This window comes from Pyruvatibacter sp. (genome assembly GCF_040219635.1).
Taxonomy (GTDB): domain Bacteria; phylum Pseudomonadota; class Alphaproteobacteria; order CGMCC-115125; family CGMCC-115125; genus Pyruvatibacter.
In genome coordinates this window covers 1-16,439 of record NZ_JAVJSC010000010.1, presented here as the reverse complement: position 1 = coordinate 16,439, position 16,439 = coordinate 1, and the positions used below count along the sequence as shown (strand labels likewise).

General features: G+C 58.1%; 13 protein-coding genes and 1 tRNA gene. All 14 read left to right on the top strand.

Translation table 11 applies throughout. The features are described 5' to 3' along the window. Nucleotides 1-175, top strand: a 175-nt coding sequence (locus tag RIB87_RS15265) for an EF-Tu C-terminal domain-related protein (protein ID WP_502943202.1), incomplete at its 5' end; no start/stop codon positions are given. Between the two features lie 41 nt (nucleotides 176-216). Further along, a tRNA-Trp gene (locus RIB87_RS15260) sits at nucleotides 217-292 on the top strand. An 86-nt stretch (nucleotides 293-378) separates the two neighbouring features. Continuing rightward, entirely contained in the window at nucleotides 379-597 is a 219-nt protein-coding gene (secE, locus tag RIB87_RS15255) for a preprotein translocase subunit SecE (RefSeq protein ID WP_350148269.1), read from the top strand. A gap of 45 nt (nucleotides 598-642) precedes the next feature. Beyond that, complete coding sequence (gene nusG / locus RIB87_RS15250; RefSeq protein WP_350148267.1) at nucleotides 643-1,173, top strand: transcription termination/antitermination protein NusG; 531 nt, start codon at nucleotides 643-645, stop codon at nucleotides 1,171-1,173. A 228-nt stretch (nucleotides 1,174-1,401) separates the two neighbouring features. Next, a complete protein-coding gene (gene rplK, locus RIB87_RS15245) occupies nucleotides 1,402-1,830 on the top strand; it encodes a 50S ribosomal protein L11 (RefSeq protein WP_350148265.1) in 429 nt (142 codons plus the stop codon). A 3-nt stretch (nucleotides 1,831-1,833) separates the two neighbouring features. After that, nucleotides 1,834-2,535: a 50S ribosomal protein L1 gene (gene rplA, locus RIB87_RS15240; RefSeq protein WP_350148263.1), complete on the top strand. Its 702-nt coding sequence runs from the start codon at nucleotides 1,834-1,836 to the stop codon at nucleotides 2,533-2,535. Between the two features lie 372 nt (nucleotides 2,536-2,907). After that, complete coding sequence (gene rplJ, locus RIB87_RS15235) at nucleotides 2,908-3,426, top strand: 50S ribosomal protein L10 (RefSeq protein ID WP_350148261.1); 519 nt, start codon at nucleotides 2,908-2,910, stop codon at nucleotides 3,424-3,426. A gap of 65 nt (nucleotides 3,427-3,491) precedes the next feature. Beyond that, nucleotides 3,492-3,866, top strand: a complete 375-nt coding sequence (gene rplL, locus RIB87_RS15230) for a 50S ribosomal protein L7/L12 (protein ID WP_350148259.1) — start codon at nucleotides 3,492-3,494, stop codon at nucleotides 3,864-3,866. Nucleotides 3,867-4,174: 308 nt separating this feature from the next. Next, a complete protein-coding gene (rpoB, locus tag RIB87_RS15225) occupies nucleotides 4,175-8,260 on the top strand; it encodes a DNA-directed RNA polymerase subunit beta (RefSeq protein WP_350148257.1) in 4,086 nt (1,361 codons plus the stop codon). Nucleotides 8,261-8,376: 116 nt separating this feature from the next. Beyond that, nucleotides 8,377-12,588, top strand: a complete 4,212-nt coding sequence (rpoC, locus tag RIB87_RS15220; RefSeq protein ID WP_350148255.1) for a DNA-directed RNA polymerase subunit beta' — start codon at nucleotides 8,377-8,379, stop codon at nucleotides 12,586-12,588. Nucleotides 12,589-13,085: 497 nt separating this feature from the next. Further along, nucleotides 13,086-13,457 (top strand): 30S ribosomal protein S12, encoded by a 372-nt coding sequence (gene rpsL, locus RIB87_RS15215; protein WP_348138883.1) that lies wholly within the window; start codon nucleotides 13,086-13,088, stop codon nucleotides 13,455-13,457. Between the two features lie 18 nt (nucleotides 13,458-13,475). Further along, nucleotides 13,476-13,946, top strand: a complete 471-nt coding sequence (gene rpsG / locus RIB87_RS15210; RefSeq protein ID WP_350148252.1) for a 30S ribosomal protein S7 — start codon at nucleotides 13,476-13,478, stop codon at nucleotides 13,944-13,946. A gap of 75 nt (nucleotides 13,947-14,021) precedes the next feature. Next, nucleotides 14,022-16,100, top strand: a complete 2,079-nt coding sequence (gene fusA, locus RIB87_RS15205; protein ID WP_350148249.1) for an elongation factor G — start codon at nucleotides 14,022-14,024, stop codon at nucleotides 16,098-16,100. Between the two features lie 78 nt (nucleotides 16,101-16,178). Further along, a partial coding sequence (locus RIB87_RS15200) for a GTP-binding protein (protein WP_350147036.1) occupies nucleotides 16,179-16,439 on the top strand: 261 nt, incomplete at its 3' end.

Below are 16,439 nucleotides of genomic sequence, written 5' to 3'. Positions count from 1 at the left end.
TGTGACGGGTGTTGTGTCGCTTCCCGAAGGCACGGAAATGGTTATGCCGGGCGACAACTGCGAGATGCTTGTTGAGCTGATCGTGCCGATCGCGATGGAAGAGAAGCTGCGCTTCGCCATCCGTGAAGGCGGCCGCACCGTAGGCGCGGGCGTCGTGGCAAATATTATCGAGTAACGCGGTTATTGCAGGCGCTGTGTTTAGGCGCCTGCTGGTTTAGGAGTGTAGCTCAACTGGCAGAGCACCGGTCTCCAAAACCGGGGGTTGGGGGTTCGAGTCCCTCCACTCCTGCCAGCCGCACCGGCATCGGTAGGTGAGGCGGGCAGAGCGGGCACTGACTTTTTCAGTGGCCTCATGAAGATGATTAAAGGCGCAAGAGCGTGGCAAAAGACGTAACGACCAAGAAGAAGACCGGGCCGCTTCAGTTTGCTCAGCAGGTGCGGGCTGAAACCTCGAAGGTGACGTGGCCAACCCGCCGTGAGACCGCGATTACGACCGTGATGGTCTTCATCATGGTTGCGCTGGCGTCCATCTTCTTCTTTCTCGCAGACATGATTTTGAGCTGGGGCGTGCAGTTGTTGCTGAGTGTCAGTATCTAGACTGCTTTAAACTTCTCCGCTCACCAAAAAAGGATACCCGCGCACATGGCGCATCGTTGGTACATCGTTCACAGCTACTCCAACTTTGAAAAGAAGGTTGCGGAGAGCATCAGGGAACAGGCCGTTCGGCAGGGCCTCGAGGATTGCTTCGAGGAGATTCTGGTGCCGACCGAGGAAGTGGTGGAAGTGCGCCGCGGCCAGAAGGTCAACACCGAGCGCAAGTTCTTTCCCGGTTATGTGCTGGTGAAAATGGACCTGACGGACGAAGCGTTTCATCTGGTGAAGAATACCCCCAAAGTGACGGGGTTCCTGGGGTCGGAGTCCAAGCCGCAGCCGGTCAGCCAGGCGGAAGTGGACCGTATCGTCAATCAGGTGCAGGAAGGCGTGGATCGTCCCAAGCCCTCGATCACGTTTGAAATCGGCGAGGAAGTGCGTGTGTCCGACGGGCCGTTCGCCTCGTTCTCAGGGCTGGTGGAAGAAGTGGACGAAGAGCGTGCCCGCCTGAAAGTGGCAGTGTCGATCTTTGGTCGCCCGACGCCGGTTGAGCTTGAATACGCGCAGGTGGACAAGACCTAGTGCGCGGTCCCGGCGTCTGGCCTGATGCTGGCCGGGCTCAAAAAATGCGGCCGGGCTCTAGCAATGACGCGGCTTTTGGCGTATCTCGTGCGCCTACTTGAGTAAGCGCCTCTTTCCTGTCTGGTTTTTTGGGCGGGGTTGGGGCGTTTTCCGTGGGAGGTACAGCCAGTACCGCACCACGGCCCTTCTATCTAGCAGGCGGTTTTATGGCCGCGTGAAGGAGCTAACATGGCGAAGAAGATTATCGGCTACCTGAAACTTCAGGTGCCCGCGGGTGCGGCCAATCCGTCGCCCCCCATCGGCCCGGCGCTGGGTCAGCGCGGCCTCAACATCATGGAATTCTGCAAGGCGTTCAACGCCAAGACGCAGGGCATGGAAAACGGGATGCCCGTCCCCACGATCATCACGATCTTCCAGGACAAGTCGTTTACGTTTGAAACCAAGAAGCCGCCGGCAAGCTACTACCTCAAGAAGGCTGCGAAGCTGAACAAGGGGTCGTCCAAGCCGGGCGCTGAAGTTGCCGGCAAGGTAACCATGAAGCAGGTCCGCGAGATTGCCGAAGAAAAGCTGACTGACCTGAACGCAAACGACATTGATGCCGCTGCACTGATTATCGCAGGCTCCGCGCGCTCAATGGGTATCGAGGTGGTGGGCTAAATCATGGCAAAATCAGGAAAGAAAATTATCGCCTCGCGCGAAACCGTTGATCGTAAAAAGCTGTACACGCTGGACGAAGCGGTGGCGCTTCTCAAGGCGGCTGCCAAGTCCAAGTTCGACGAGACTGTTGAAGTGGCCATGAACCTGGGTGTTGACCCGCGTCACGCTGACCAGATGGTGCGCGGCGTGTGCCAGCTTCCCAATGGCTCTGGCCGGGCAGCCCGCGTTGCTGTGTTTGCCAAGGGCGACAAGGCGGACGAAGCCAAGGCAGCCGGTGCCGATATTGTGGGCGCCGAAGACCTGATGGAAGAAATCCAGGGCGGCAAGATCGACTTCGACAAGTGCATTGCAACGCCTGACATGATGCCGCTCGTCGGCCGGTTGGGTAAGGTGCTTGGTCCGCGCAACCTGATGCCCAACCCAAAGGTGGGTACGGTGACGCCGGATGTGGCGGCAGCCGTGAAAGCGGCCAAGGGCGGCGCTGTTGAGTTCCGCGTTGAAAAGGCCGGCGTGCTGCAGGCAGGCGTTGGCAAAGCCAGCTTCACGCCTGAGCAGATCAGCCAGAACATCGCAGCGCTTGTGGATGCGGTGCAGAAGGCAAAGCCTGCCGGTGCCAAAGGCAACTACATCAAGCGCGTGAGCATCAGCTCTACGATGGGCCCCGGCGTCAAGGTTGACCCGTCAACGCTCAACGCAAGCGCTTAAAAACTATCGCGCATCCTGTTGGGTGCGTGACGAAATCTGCTTTCGCCTTTTGGCGGAGGCAGGGGGTCGGGAAACCGGCCCGCCCTGTCCGTGACTACAGGTGCCCGCGTTTTTCGGGGGCTTAATATCCGCCAGTAGTAGATGGGACGACCTGATTTTTCCGGCATATCTGCCAATCCGCAAGGGGAGGGAGCTGCCGGGCCTTCGGGCCGCTTCTGGCCGATGTTGTGTGAGGGGATTTTTCCCCGGCATTGGCGGACAGGCAAATGAGCGTCGCTGATTTGCCCGGAGTTTTTCCAGCGCATCAGCGGCAATTGCCACCGGGCGGGGCCGCAAGTCGCGGACCTGCCTAACAAGTTGGAGTAGAGCCACGTGGAACGCGCTGAAAAAGATGCGCTCGTCTCGACCCTCAACGGCATCTTTACGGATGCCAATGTGGTCGTGGTGACCCACTATTCAGGCCTTAACGTTGCGCAGCTTTCCGAGTTGCGCACGAGTATGGCCGAAGCCGGTGCGAGTTTTCGGGTAACGAAAAACCGTCTGGCAAAACGTGCTCTGGAAGGGACGCCTGCAAACGAGATCGCTGATCTGTTTACAGGCCCGTGCGCAATCGGCATCTCAGATGACCCGGTTGCCGCGCCCCGGATTCTCGCTCAGTTCGCCAAGAAAAACGACAAGCTCGTTATTCGCGGCGGCATCATGGGCGAGACCGTGCTTGACGAAAACGGCATCAAGGCTTTGGCCGAACTGCCGTCTCTCGATGAGCTCAGAGGCAAAATTGTGGGGATGCTCAACACGCCCGCAACCCGTATCGCCGGAGTGCTTGCCGCACCTGGCGGACAGATTGCCCGTGTCATTGCAGCCAAAGCAGAACAGGGCGATGCGGCTTAACGCATTTCCCGCTCACGAAACTCAACCGTCAGAAGCGGTTTATTGAAGTCTAAGGAACGAACAAAATGGCTAATCTCGATCAGATCGTCGAAGACCTGTCAGCCCTGACAGTGCTCGAAGCTGCTGAACTGTCAAAGATGCTCGAAGAAAAGTGGGGCGTGTCGGCTGCAGCACCTGTTGCTGTTGCTGCTGCCGGTGGCGGTGCTGCGGCTGAAGCTGTTGAAGAAAAAGACGAGTTTTCTGTTGTGCTGACGTCAGCCGGCGACAAGAAAATCAACGTCATTAAGGAAGTTCGCAGCATCACCGGGCTGGGCCTCAAGGAAGCCAAGGAGCTTGTGGAAGGCGCGCCCAAGGAAGTGAAGCCGGACGTGCCCAAGGCGGAAGCCGAAGCAATGAAGAAGAAGCTGGAAGAAGCCGGCGCGACCGTCGAACTCAAGTAGTTCACGCTGCGTTTTGACTGGCGGGTTGGCGGTATGTCCGCCAGCCTCTTGATAATACGGTTTGGGCAGGCCATATTCTGGTCCACCCAAATAATTCAAGTGGCCATATGCCGGGTTTGCAGTTTTGCAAACCCGGCGTATGCGTCGCTTTCGTGCATGCCGGGTTTCGGGAAAACAAGGGAAACCTTGACGAATAGGACCTGTCTGCGCTGGTGAAGCCGGGCTTTCGCTCGTGTTTTTGCCGACCCACATTCGTGGCGCGCCCTGCGTGGTGTGTCATCCCCTGATTCGCTTATGTGCGAGGACACTTGATGTCGCAGTCCTTTACCGGCCGCAAACGTATCCGCAAATTTTTCGGTCACATTCCCGAAGTGACCAAGATGCCGAACCTCATCGAGGTTCAAAAACAGTCTTACGATCAGTTCCTGCTGACCGATCCGGCCGACCGTAAGCCGGATGAAGGCCTTGAAGCGGTGTTCCGCTCGGTCTTCCCGATCTCGGATTATGCCGAGACGTCCACGCTGGAGTTTGTTTCGTATTCGTTTGAAGACCCCAAATACGACACCGAAGAGTGCCAGCAGCGCGGCATGACCTATGCCGCGCCCCTGAAGGTGACGCTGCGCCTCATCGTGTTTGATGTGGACGAAGACACTGGCGCCAAGTCCGTCAAGGACATCAAGGAGCAGGACGTTTATATGGGCGACATGCCGCTGATGACGGAGAACGGTACGTTCATCGTCAACGGCACGGAGCGCGTGATTGTTTCCCAGATGCACCGTTCGCCGGGCGTGTTCTTTGACCACGACAAGGGCAAGACGCACTCATCGGGCAAGCTGCTGTTTGCTGCCCGCGTCATTCCCTATCGCGGTTCCTGGCTCGACTTCGAGTTTGACGCCAAGGACATTGTGCACAGCCGCATCGACCGTCGCCGGAAAATCCCGGCGACGACACTGCTTTACGCGCTGGGTCTCGACAGCGAGCAGATCCTTGATCTGTTTTATGGCCGCATTTCCTACAAGAAGGCCAAAGACGGCTGGAAGACGACGTTCAACCCGGATGGTATGCGTGGCATCAAACCCGTGGTTGATCTCGTGGACGCCAAGACCGGCGACGTTGTGATTGAGGCTGGGCGCAAGATTACGCCGCGCCTTGGCAAGAAGCTGCTTGAAGAAGGCGTAAAAGAGCTTCTGGTTGCCCCGGAGAACCTGATCGGCCAGTTCATCGCCAGCGAAATGGTGAATGAGGAAACCGGTGAGATTTTTGCTGAAGCCGGTGAAGAGATCACTGAAGAGCTGTTCGAGACCTTTGCCGAGGCCGGTATCAAGGCGTTTGAAGTTCTTGACATCGACCAGGTGAATATCGGCGGTTACATCCGCAACACGCTGGCCGTTGATAAGGCCACCAACAAGGAACAGGCGCTGGTGGACATCTACCGCGTGATGCGTCCCGGTGAGCCGCCAACCCCGGACACGGCGCAGGCGCTGTTCGACAGCCTGTTCTTCGACAGCGAGCGCTATGACCTGTCAGCGGTTGGCCGCGTGAAGATGAACATGCGTCTTGATCTGGACGCAGAAGACACCGTGCGCGTATTGCGCAAGGAAGACATCATTTCTGTCATCAAGACGCTGGTGGACCTGCGCGACGGGCGTGGCGAAATCGACGACATTGACCATCTGGGCAACCGCCGGGTGCGCTCGGTGGGTGAATTGATGGAAAACCAGTTCCGCGTTGGCCTGCTTCGCATGGAGCGCGCCATCAAGGAACGGATGGGTTCGGTCGATATCGACACGGTGATGCCGCAGGACCTTATCAACGCCAAGCCGGTTGCTGCGGCGGTGCGTGAGTTCTTCGGTTCCTCGCAGTTGTCGCAGTTCATGGACCAGACCAACCCGCTGTCGGAAATCACCCACAAGCGGCGCCTGTCGGCGCTTGGGCCGGGCGGTCTGACGCGCGAGCGTGCGGGCTTTGAGGTGCGCGACGTGCACCCGACCCATTACGGTCGTATCTGTCCGATTGAAACGCCGGAAGGCCCGAATATCGGTCTTATCAACTCGCTGGCCACCTATAGCCGCGTCAACAAATACGGCTTTATTGAAACGCCATACCGCAAGGTGAAAGACGGCGTGGTGACGGATGAGGTTGTGTATCTCTCCGCCATGGAAGAAGGCCGTTACGCCATTGCGCAGGCGAACGTCTCGATCGAGAAAGACGGGACGTTCACGGACGAACTGATCGCGGCGCGTCGCGCCGGTGACGTTTTGATGATGCCGCGTGAAGAGGTGGGCTTTGTGGATGTGTCGCCGCGCCAGTTGGTGTCGGTTGCCGCAGCCCTTATTCCGTTCCTTGAAAACGATGACGCCAACCGCGCTTTGATGGGCTCCAACATGCAGCGTCAGGCTGTGCCGCTGGTGAAGGCGGATGCGCCTTTGGTGGGCACCGGCATGGAAGCTGTTGTGGCGCATGACTCAGGTGCCGCCATTGCCGCTCGCCGCACCGGCGTTGTGGATCAGGTGGATGCCACCCGTATTGTGGTGCGCGCCACGGAAGAAACAGACAACTCCAAGTCAGGCGTGGATATCTACAATCTGCGTAAGTTCCAGCGGTCCAACCAGAACACCTGCATCAACCAGCGTCCGCTGGTGAAGGTGGGCGATCAGGTGAAGGCCGGTGATATCATGGCCGATGGTCCGTCCACGGACCTTGGTGAGTTGGCGCTTGGCCGCAACGTGCTTGTCGCGTTCATGCCGTGGAATGGCTACAACTTTGAAGACTCGATCCTGATCTCCGAACGCATTGTGCGGGACGACGTGTTTACGTCGATCCACATTGAAGAGTTTGAAGTGATGGCCCGCGACACCAAGCTTGGGCCTGAAGAGATCACCCGCGACATTCCCAATGTGGGCGAGGAAGCGCTGCGCAACCTCGATGAAGCGGGCATTGTGTATATCGGTGCTGAAGTGCATCCCGGTGACATTCTGTGCGGCAAGATCACGCCGAAGGGTGAAAGCCCGATGACGCCGGAAGAAAAACTTCTGCGCGCCATCTTCGGTGAAAAAGCCTCAGACGTGCGAGACACCTCGCTCAAGCTGCCGCCCGGTGTTTCCGGTACGGTGGTGGAAGTGCGTGTGTTCAACCGCCACGGTGTGGACAAGGACGAACGCGCGCTTGCCATCGAGCGGGAAGAAATTGAACGCCTCGCCAAGGACCGTGACGACGAACTGGCGATCCTTGAGCGCAACGTGTTTGGCCGTCTGGAAGACATGCTGCTCAACAAGCAGGTGGCGTCCGGCCCCAACGACATGGCACCCGACAGCAAGGTGACGGCATCTGTTCTTGAAGAGTTGTCGCGCGGCCAGTGGTGGCAGATTGCTCTTAAAAACGACAAGGCCATGGCCGATGTCGAAGCGCTGAAAAAGCAGTACGACGACGGCAAGAAGCGTCTTGATGCCCGCTTTGAGGACAAGGTCGAAAAGCTGCAGCGGGGCGATGAGCTGCCGCCTGGCGTGATGAAGATGGTCAAGGTGTTTGTGGCGGTGAAGCGCAAGCTGCAGCCGGGCGACAAGATGGCCGGCCGTCATGGCAACAAGGGCGTGATCTCCAAGATCAACCCGATCGAAGACATGCCGTATCTGGAAGATGGCACCCACGTGGACATCGTGCTCAACCCTCTGGGTGTGCCGAGCCGCATGAATGTGGGTCAGATTCTGGAAACCCATATGGGGTGGGCCAGTGCTGGTCTGGGCAAGATGATTGGCGATGCGCTGGAGGCCTACAAGGCTGACAACAAGCTCATTGAACTCAAGAAGACGCTTGAGAATGTGTATGGCGATGATCCCACGCTCAAAGAGCTTGACGAGGAAGGCCTCGTCGAGCTTGGCACCAACCTCACCAAGGGTGTGCCGATTGCAACGCCGGTGTTTGACGGTGCCCATGAAGGCGACGTTGTGGACATGCTTGTGAAAGCGGGTCTGGACGGCTCCGGCCAGTCAACGCTGTTTGACGGGCGTACGGGTGAGCAGTTCGACCGTCCGGTGACGGTGGGCTACATCTACATGCTCAAGCTGCATCACCTGGTGGACGACAAGATCCACGCACGTTCCATTGGCCCATACTCGCTTGTGACCCAGCAGCCGCTGGGCGGCAAGGCGCAGTTCGGCGGTCAGCGGTTTGGTGAAATGGAAGTGTGGGCACTGCAGGCCTATGGCGCTGCCTACACCCTGCAGGAAATGCTCACCGTCAAGTCGGATGACGTGGCGGGCCGCACCAAAGTGTATGAAGCCATTGTGCGTGGCGATGACACCTTCGAGGCGGGCATTCCTGAGAGCTTCAACGTGCTGGTCAAGGAAATGCGGTCACTCGGCCTCAATGTCGAGTTGCAGACCAACAGCGCATAGCAGTCTCGCGTTTTGCGGTTCGGGCCTCGCGGCCCGGACCGTCAATCCTTTTTGATTTTCCTTCTCCGCGACCGGCCAGACCCAAGGCCTTCGGAGATACCTGAAAGAGGCGGTTCATGAACCAGGAAGTCCTCAACAATCTCTTCAACCCGTCAGGCGTTGCTGAGACATTTGACGCGATCAAGATTTCAATTGCCGCGCCGGAGAAAATTTTCTCCTGGTCGTTCGGTGAGGTGAAGAAGCCTGAAACCATCAACTACCGCACGTTCAAGCCTGAGCGTGATGGTCTGTTCTGCTCACGCATCTTTGGTCCGCAGAAGGACTACGAGTGCCTGTGCGGCAAGTACAAGCGGATGAAGTACAAGGGCATCATCTGCGAAAAGTGCGGCGTGGAAGTAACGCTCTCAAAGGTCCGGCGCGAGCGCATGGGCCACATTGAGCTTGCGGCTCCCGTTGCGCATATCTGGTTCCTCAAGTCGCTGCCGTCGCGCATCGGCCTGCTTCTGGATATGGCGCTCAAGGATCTGGAGCGGGTGCTCTATTTCGAGAGCTACATCGTGACCGAACCGGGTCTGACGCCGCTCAAGCTGCACCAGTTGCTCACCGAAGAAGAGTACATGGATGCGCAGGACGAGTATGGCGAGGACGCCTTTACCGCCGGCATTGGCGCTGAAGCTATCCGCGACATGCTGATGGGTCTCGACCTTGAAAAAATTGCCGCCGAGCTTCGCGTCGAGATCGCCGAAGCCACGACCGAACTCAAGCCCAAGAAGCTGGCCAAGCGTCTGAAGGTTGTTGAAGCCTTCATGGAATCCGGTAACCGGCCTGAGTGGATGATCCTCACGGTTGTGCCGGTCATTCCGCCGGAACTGCGGCCGCTGGTGCCGCTGGATGGCGGTCGCTTTGCGACGTCTGACCTCAATGACCTGTATCGTCGCGTCATCAACCGCAACAATCGGTTGAAGCGTCTGATGGAACTGCGCGCGCCCGATATCATCATCCGCAACGAAAAGCGGATGCTGCAGGAAGCTGTTGATGCGCTGTTTGACAATGGCCGCCGTGGCCGCGTCATCACCGGTGCAAACAAGCGTCCGTTGAAGTCGCTGTCAGACATGCTCAAGGGCAAGCAGGGGCGGTTCCGCCAGAACCTGCTTGGCAAGCGCGTGGACTATTCAGGCCGCTCGGTGATTGTGGTGGGTCCGGAGCTTAAGCTGCACCAGTGTGGCCTGCCCAAGAAGATGGCGCTTGAGCTGTTCAAGCCGTTCATCTATTCGCGCCTTGAAGCCAAGGGGCTTGCTGCCACCATCAAGCAGGCCAAGAAGCTGGTTGAGAAGGAAAAGCCGGAAGTGTGGGACATCCTCGAAGAGGTGATCCGCGAACATCCGGTGATGCTCAACCGCGCGCCGACACTGCACCGTCTGGGCATCCAGGCGTTCGAGCCGACGCTCATCGAGGGTAAAGCCATTCAGCTTCACCCGCTGGTGTGTGCTGCGTTCAACGCTGACTTTGACGGCGACCAGATGGCCGTTCACGTGCCGCTGTCGCTTGAAGCACAGCTTGAAGCGCGTGTGCTGATGATGTCCACCAACAACATTCTGCACCCCGCGGATGGCACGCCGATCATCGTGCCGTCGCAGGACATCATTCTGGGCCTGTATTACCTCTCGCTCGAAAAAGACAACGAGCCGGGCGAGGGCATGGTGTTCTCTGATGTGGCAGAGATCGAGCACGCGCTTGATGCGGGTGCTGTGACCCTGCACGCAAAGGTGAAAACACGCTGGGTCACCAAAGACCATGACGGCAACGACGTGACCATGATTGTGGACACGACACCGGGCCGGATGCTGGTGGGTGATCTGCTGCCGCGTAACGCAAATGTGCCGTATGACTTGGTGAACCAGTTGCTCACCAAGAAGGCCATTTCGGGCATGATTGATGTGGTGTACCGCCACACCGGCCAGAAGGACACGGTGATTTTCTGTGACCGGATCATGGCGCTTGGGTTTGCGCGCGCCTGCCGCGCCGGCATTTCGTTCGGCAAGGACGACATGGTGGTGCCTGAAACCAAGGAAGGTCTGGTTGAAGAAACCCGGACCCTGGCCAACGAATATGAGCAGCAGTACATCGACGGTCTGATTACCCAGGGCGAGAAGTACAACAAGGTTGTGGACGCCTGGGCCAAGTGCACAGACCGCGTGGCCGAAGAAATGATGGGCAAGATTTCCGCCGTCCAGATTGACGAGGAAACCGGGCGCACCAAGGACATCAACTCCATTTACATGATGTCCCATTCCGGTGCCCGTGGCTCGCCCGCCCAGATGAAGCAGCTTGCCGGTATGCGTGGTCTTATGGCCAAGCCGTCGGGCGAGATCATCGAAACGCCGATCATCTCGAACTTCAAGGAAGGCCTGACCGTGCTTGAGTACTTCAACTCAACTCACGGTGCCCGTAAGGGTCTGGCTGACACCGCGCTCAAGACGGCAAACTCAGGGTATCTGACGCGTCGTCTGGTTGATGTGGCGCAGGACTGCATCATCATCGAGCCGGATTGCGGCTCCGAAGATGGTCTGACGGTTGGTGCTGTTATCGACAGCGGTGAAGTGCTGGCGTCTCTTGGAAGTCGTATTCTTGGCCGCACGCCGGCCAATGATGTGCTGCATCCGGTGAGCGGTGAGGTGATTGCGCCCAAGGGCGAGGAGATGACTGAACCGGTTGTGGACCTGATTGAAGAAGCAGGTGTGCAGCAGGTGCTCATCCGCTCCGTGCTGACGTGCGAAACGCGCGGCGGTGTGTGCGGCAAGTGCTATGGCCGTGACCTGGCTCGCGGCACGCCGGTCAACATGGGTGAAGCCATCGGCGTGATTGCGGCGCAGTCCATCGGTGAGCCGGGTACCCAGCTCACCATGCGTACCTTCCACATTGGTGGCACGGCACAGGTGGTGGACTCGTCGTTCATTGAGAGCAACCACGCGGGCACGGTGACCATCGCCAACCCGGAACTGGTGACGGACTCATCAGGCAACGTCATTGTCATGGGTCGTTCGTCGTCGCTTGTGGTGTCTGACGCTGAAGGTGTTGAACTGGCCACCCACCGTCTGTCTTACGGTACGCGCCTGCGTATCAAGGACGGCGACAAGGTGGAACGCGGCCAGCGCATGGCGGAGTGGGATCCTTATACGCTTCCCATTCTCACCGAGCGCAACGGCATCATTGCCTTTGAGGATGTGATTGAAGGTGTGACCATCCGCGAAGTTGCAGATGAAGCGACCGGCATTGCCTCCAAGGTTGTGATCGACTGGCGTGCGTCCACGCGCTCGGCCGATCTCAAACCGGCCATCGTGCTCAAGGGCAAGAACGGCCAGGTGTTGAAGCTCGCCAACGGCAACGAAGCCCGTTACCTGCTGTCGGTGGATGCCATTCTGTCTGTTGAGGACGGGGCAGAAATCCATGCGGGTGACGTGCTGGCGCGTATTCCAACGGAAGGTGCCAAGACCCGCGACATTACCGGCGGTCTGCCGCGTGTGGCGGAGCTGTTCGAGGCACGTCGTCCCAAAGACAATGCTGTTATCGCCGAGTGCGATGGCATTGTTGAGTTTGGTCGTGACTACAAGAACAAGCGCCGCATTATTGTGCGCCCCAAGGACGAGAGCGAGGAACCGACGGAATATCTCATTCCCAAGGGCAAGCACTTGTCGGTGCGTGAAGGTGACTTCATCGAGAAGGGTGAATACCTGCTGGATGGCAACCCGGCACCGCATGACATTCTGGCCATTTCGGGCGTCGAGGAGCTTGCACGCTACCTCGTCAACGAAATCCAGGAGGTTTACCGGTTGCAGGGCGTGAACATTAACGACAAGCACATTGAGGTGATTGTTCGCCAGATGCTGCAAAAAGTTGAGGTAACGGATGCCGGCTCCACGACCTTGCTGAACGCAGAGCAGCTTGATCGCGTCGAGTTTGACGAGATCAACGAAAAGGTTGTTGCGGAAGGCGGCACCCCCGCTCAGGCCAACCCGGTGCTGCTGGGCATCACCAAGGCGTCACTGCAGACACGTTCGTTCATCTCCGCAGCGTCCTTCCAGGAAACCACGCGGGTGCTGACTGACGCGTCCGTTAACGGCAAGCAGGACCACCTGATTGGCCTCAAGGAGAACGTCATCGTGGGTCGGCTTATTCCGGCAGGTACGGGCGCGCTTCTTAATCGCCTCAAGGGTGAAGCGGCTAACCGGGACGAAACCATCATGGACAGCCGCGGCGTTGTTGCCCCGGCCCTTGATGACGCGGCGGATGACGTCGCGGATGACGTAGGCGCAGAAGACGTAGCCTGACAGACTGAAAACGGGGCCGCCGGCATGTCCGGCGGCCCCGATTTTCCCGTCAATTCGGGCGGGAGGGGCTGGTATGCAGATTAGTTGGGATTTCCCGGCGATTTGTGGGCCGTTGGCCTTGACGTGCAGAGGGTGGATCGTTAGGTTCCGCCCACTTTTTGAAGCAGGCAGTAGGCGATTCAGGTGGCAACAGCCCCGGCCTAAACGCTGTTAAGGAAAGCCAAAGAGCACACTACCGGAGCACGAACCGGGGATTTTTCCACGGTTCCTCTGCGTTTTTGGGCCACTCAGGTTTGCCTGACTGGTCCGCTTTTGCGTTCCGCTGGCGTTTCGTCTTTTGCGAAACACTTCCAGCGTGGCGCGCAGAATCGCATCCGGATGACGCGCTTTAAGGTTTTCTTCAAAAAGACGGATTTTTGAGCCCGGTTCGCCGGGTTGTTTTTGGATTGGCCCGGATGGTCCGGGCAACTTTGAAGAGAAGGCGTCGAAAAGCTCTTATGCCGACGATTAACCAGCTCATCCGCAAGCCGCGCCAGCCGCAGATCAAGCGGACCAAGGTGCCGGCGATGGAAGCCTGCCCTCAAAAGCGCGGCGTATGCACGCGCGTGTACACAACCACACCGAAGAAGCCGAACTCAGCGCTTCGTAAGGTGGCTCGTGTGCGCCTGAACAACGGCTTTGAAGTCACAAGTTACATTCCAGGCGAAGGCCATAACCTTCAGGAACACTCCGTGGTGATGATCCGCGGCGGTCGTGTGAAGGATTTGCCCGGCGTTCGCTACCACATCATTCGCGGCGTGCTGGATACCCAGGGCGTCAAGGACCGTAAACAGCGCCGTTCGAAGTACGGCGCAAAGCGGCCTAAGTAGGCGAGGGGACTTAAAGATATGTCACGACGTCACCGCGCTGAGAAACGCGAGATCATTCCCGACGCCAAGTTTGGCGATCAGGTGGTTACCAAGTTCATGAACTGCCTGATGTATGACGGCAAAAAGTCTGCTGCCGAGCGCATTGTTTACGGTGCGTTTGACCAGATCCAGGTCAAGACCAGCCAGGATCCCGTGCAGATGTTCCATGATGCGCTCACCAATGTGATGCCTGCTGTTGAAGTGCGCTCACGCCGTGTGGGTGGTGCCACCTATCAGGTGCCTGTTGAAGTGCGCCCCGAACGCCGCCGTGCGCTCGCCATTCGCTGGCTGATCGCTGCATCGCGCGCCCGCAATGAAAAGACCATGACGGACCGCCTGGCGGGTGAACTTCTGGATGCTGCCAATAACCGCGGGTCCGCCATCAAGAAGCGGGAAGACACGCACCGGATGGCGGAAGCCAACCGCGCCTTCTCGCACTACCGCTGGTAGGCGATCTGCTGATTTTACGACTGCCCCGTTTTTACGGCTCCGTTTTCAAGTTTTAGGTTTTAGAGGCTCACTCACATGTCTTCGCGCACAACACCGCTCAAAGACTATCGCAATATCGGCATCATGGCTCACATCGATGCGGGTAAGACGACGACGACTGAGCGCATTCTCTATTACACCGGTCGTTCGCACAAAATCGGCGAAGTGCATGACGGCGCTGCCACCATGGACTGGATGGAGCAGGAGCAGGAACGCGGCATTACCATTACGTCTGCTGCCACCACATGTTTCTGGAAAGGCTACCGGATCAACATCATTGATACGCCGGGCCACGTTGACTTTACCATTGAAGTTGAGCGCTCGCTGCGCGTGCTTGATGGCGCGGTTGCCGTGTTTGACGGTGTGGCCGGTGTTGAGCCGCAGTCTGAAACCGTATGGCGGCAGGCTGACAAGTACCGCGTGCCGCGCATGTGCTTCGTCAACAAGCTGGATCGTACGGGCGCGGACTTCTTCCGCTGTGTGGAGATGATTGTTGATCGCCTCGGCGCGTTGCCGCTGGTGACGCAGCTTCCCATCGGCAACGAGTCTGACTTCGTTGGTGTTGTGGACCTCGTAAAAATGCAGGCCATCATCTGGAAGGATGAGAGCCTTGGTGCCGAGTTTGAATACACCGACATTCCCGCAGACCTCAAAGACCAGGCCGACGAGTATCGCGCCAAACTCATCGAGACGGCTGTTGAAGCTGACGATGACGCCATGGAAGCCTACCTTGAAGGCAATGAGCCCGACGAGGCCGGTCTCAAGGCGTTGATCCGCAAGGGCGCGATTGCGCAGATTTTCGTGCCGGTTCTGTGCGGTACGGCGTTCAAGAACAAGGGTGTTCAGCCGCTGCTTGATGCGGTGGTGGACTACATGCCGTCGCCGCTGGACGTGCCTGCCATTAAGGGCATCGACCCCAAGACCGAAGCCGACATTCTGCGCAAGTCTGATGACGACGAGCCGTTTGCAGCGCTTGCCTTCAAGATCATGAACGACCCGTTTGTGGGCTCGCTCACCTTTGCGCGCATTTATTCCGGCAAGCTGGAAACCGGCTCTTCGGTGCTCAACACCGTCAAAGACAAGCGCGAGCGTGTTGGTCGTATGCTGCTGATGCATTCCAACAGTAGGGAAGACATCAAGGAAGCTGCCGCAGGCGACATTGTCGCTATCGCTGGCCTCAAGGACACGACCACGGGTGACACGCTGTGTGATCCCAACAAGCCGGTCATTCTTGAGCGTATGGAGTTTCCTGAGCCGGTTATTGAAGTGGCCGTGGAGCCCAAGACCAAGAGCGACCAGGAGAAGATGGGTCTGGCGCTGTCTCGTCTGGCACAAGAAGACCCGTCATTCCGGGTTACGTCGGACGAAGAGTCCGGGCAGACCGTCATCAAGGGCATGGGCGAGTTGCACCTCGACATCATCGTTGATCGCATGAAGCGCGAGTTCAAGGTTGAGGCCAATGTGGGTGCGCCGCAGGTTGCGTATCGTGAGACCATCACCAAGTCGGCGACTGTGGATTACACCCACAAAAAGCAGACCGGCGGTTCAGGTCAGTTCGCGCGCATCAAGCTTGAGTTTGAACCACGCAATCCAGGCGAAGGGTTTGAATTTGAGAGCAAGATTGTTGGTGGCTCAGTGCCCAAGGAATACATTCCCGGCGTTCAAAAGGGCATTGAAAGCGTGCGTGAAAACGGCGTGCTTGCCGGGTTCCCGATGCTGGACTTCAGCGTGAAGCTGGTGGATGGCGCCTATCACGATGTTGACTCCAGCATCATGGCGTTTGAAATCGCGGCGCGTGCTGCCTTCCGTGAGGCAGTTGATGATCTGGGTGTGGTGCTTCTCGAGCCGATCATGGACGTGGAAGTTGTGACACCTGAGGATTACATGGGCGATGTCATTGGCGACCTGAACTCCCGTCGCGGGCAGATTTCGGGTACGGAAGCACGCGGCAACGCCACCGTTATTTCCGCCATGGTGCCGCTGGCCAACATGTTTGGCTACGTGAATACGCTGCGCTCGATGAGCCAGGGCCGTGCCCAGTATTCAATGCAGTTTGACCATTACGAGCAGGTGCCGCACGCGGTATCCGAAGAAGTTCGCGCGAAGCTGGCATAGCTGACCGCGTAAGCGATTTGAGACACAGTTTAAGACGGGGCCTGCAAGAGACAGCGCCCATCAAAGGAAGACAAAGAGATGTCAAAAGCAAAGTTTGAGCGCACCAAGCCGCATGTAAACATCGGCACGATTGGCCACGTTGACCATGGCAAGACGACGCTGACGGCTGCGATCACGAAGGTGCTTGCTGAGTCAGGTGGGGCGACGTTTTCGGACTACAACGACATTGACAAGGCGCCTGAGGAAAAGGCGCGCGGGATCACGATTTCGACGGCGCATGTTGAGTATGAGACGGAAAACCGTCACTACGCACACGTGGACTGCCCGGGCCATGCCGAC

Excerpts from the sequence above, each read along its gene's own strand:
- nusG (WP_350148267.1), top strand. The coding sequence starts at position 643 with ATGGCGCATCGTTGGTACATCGTTCACAGCTACTCCAACTTTGAAAAG.
- rpoC (WP_350148255.1), top strand. The coding sequence starts at position 8,377 with ATGAACCAGGAAGTCCTCAACAATCTCTTCAACCCGTCAGGCGTTGCT.
- rpsL (WP_348138883.1), top strand. The coding sequence starts at position 13,086 with ATGCCGACGATTAACCAGCTCATCCGCAAGCCGCGCCAGCCGCAGATC.
- rplL (WP_350148259.1), top strand. The coding sequence starts at position 3,492 with ATGGCTAATCTCGATCAGATCGTCGAAGACCTGTCAGCCCTGACAGTG.
- rplA (WP_350148263.1), top strand. The coding sequence starts at position 1,834 with ATGGCAAAATCAGGAAAGAAAATTATCGCCTCGCGCGAAACCGTTGAT.
- rpsG (WP_350148252.1), top strand. The coding sequence starts at position 13,476 with ATGTCACGACGTCACCGCGCTGAGAAACGCGAGATCATTCCCGACGCC.
- rplK (WP_350148265.1), top strand. The coding sequence starts at position 1,402 with ATGGCGAAGAAGATTATCGGCTACCTGAAACTTCAGGTGCCCGCGGGT.
- fusA (WP_350148249.1), top strand. The coding sequence starts at position 14,022 with ATGTCTTCGCGCACAACACCGCTCAAAGACTATCGCAATATCGGCATC.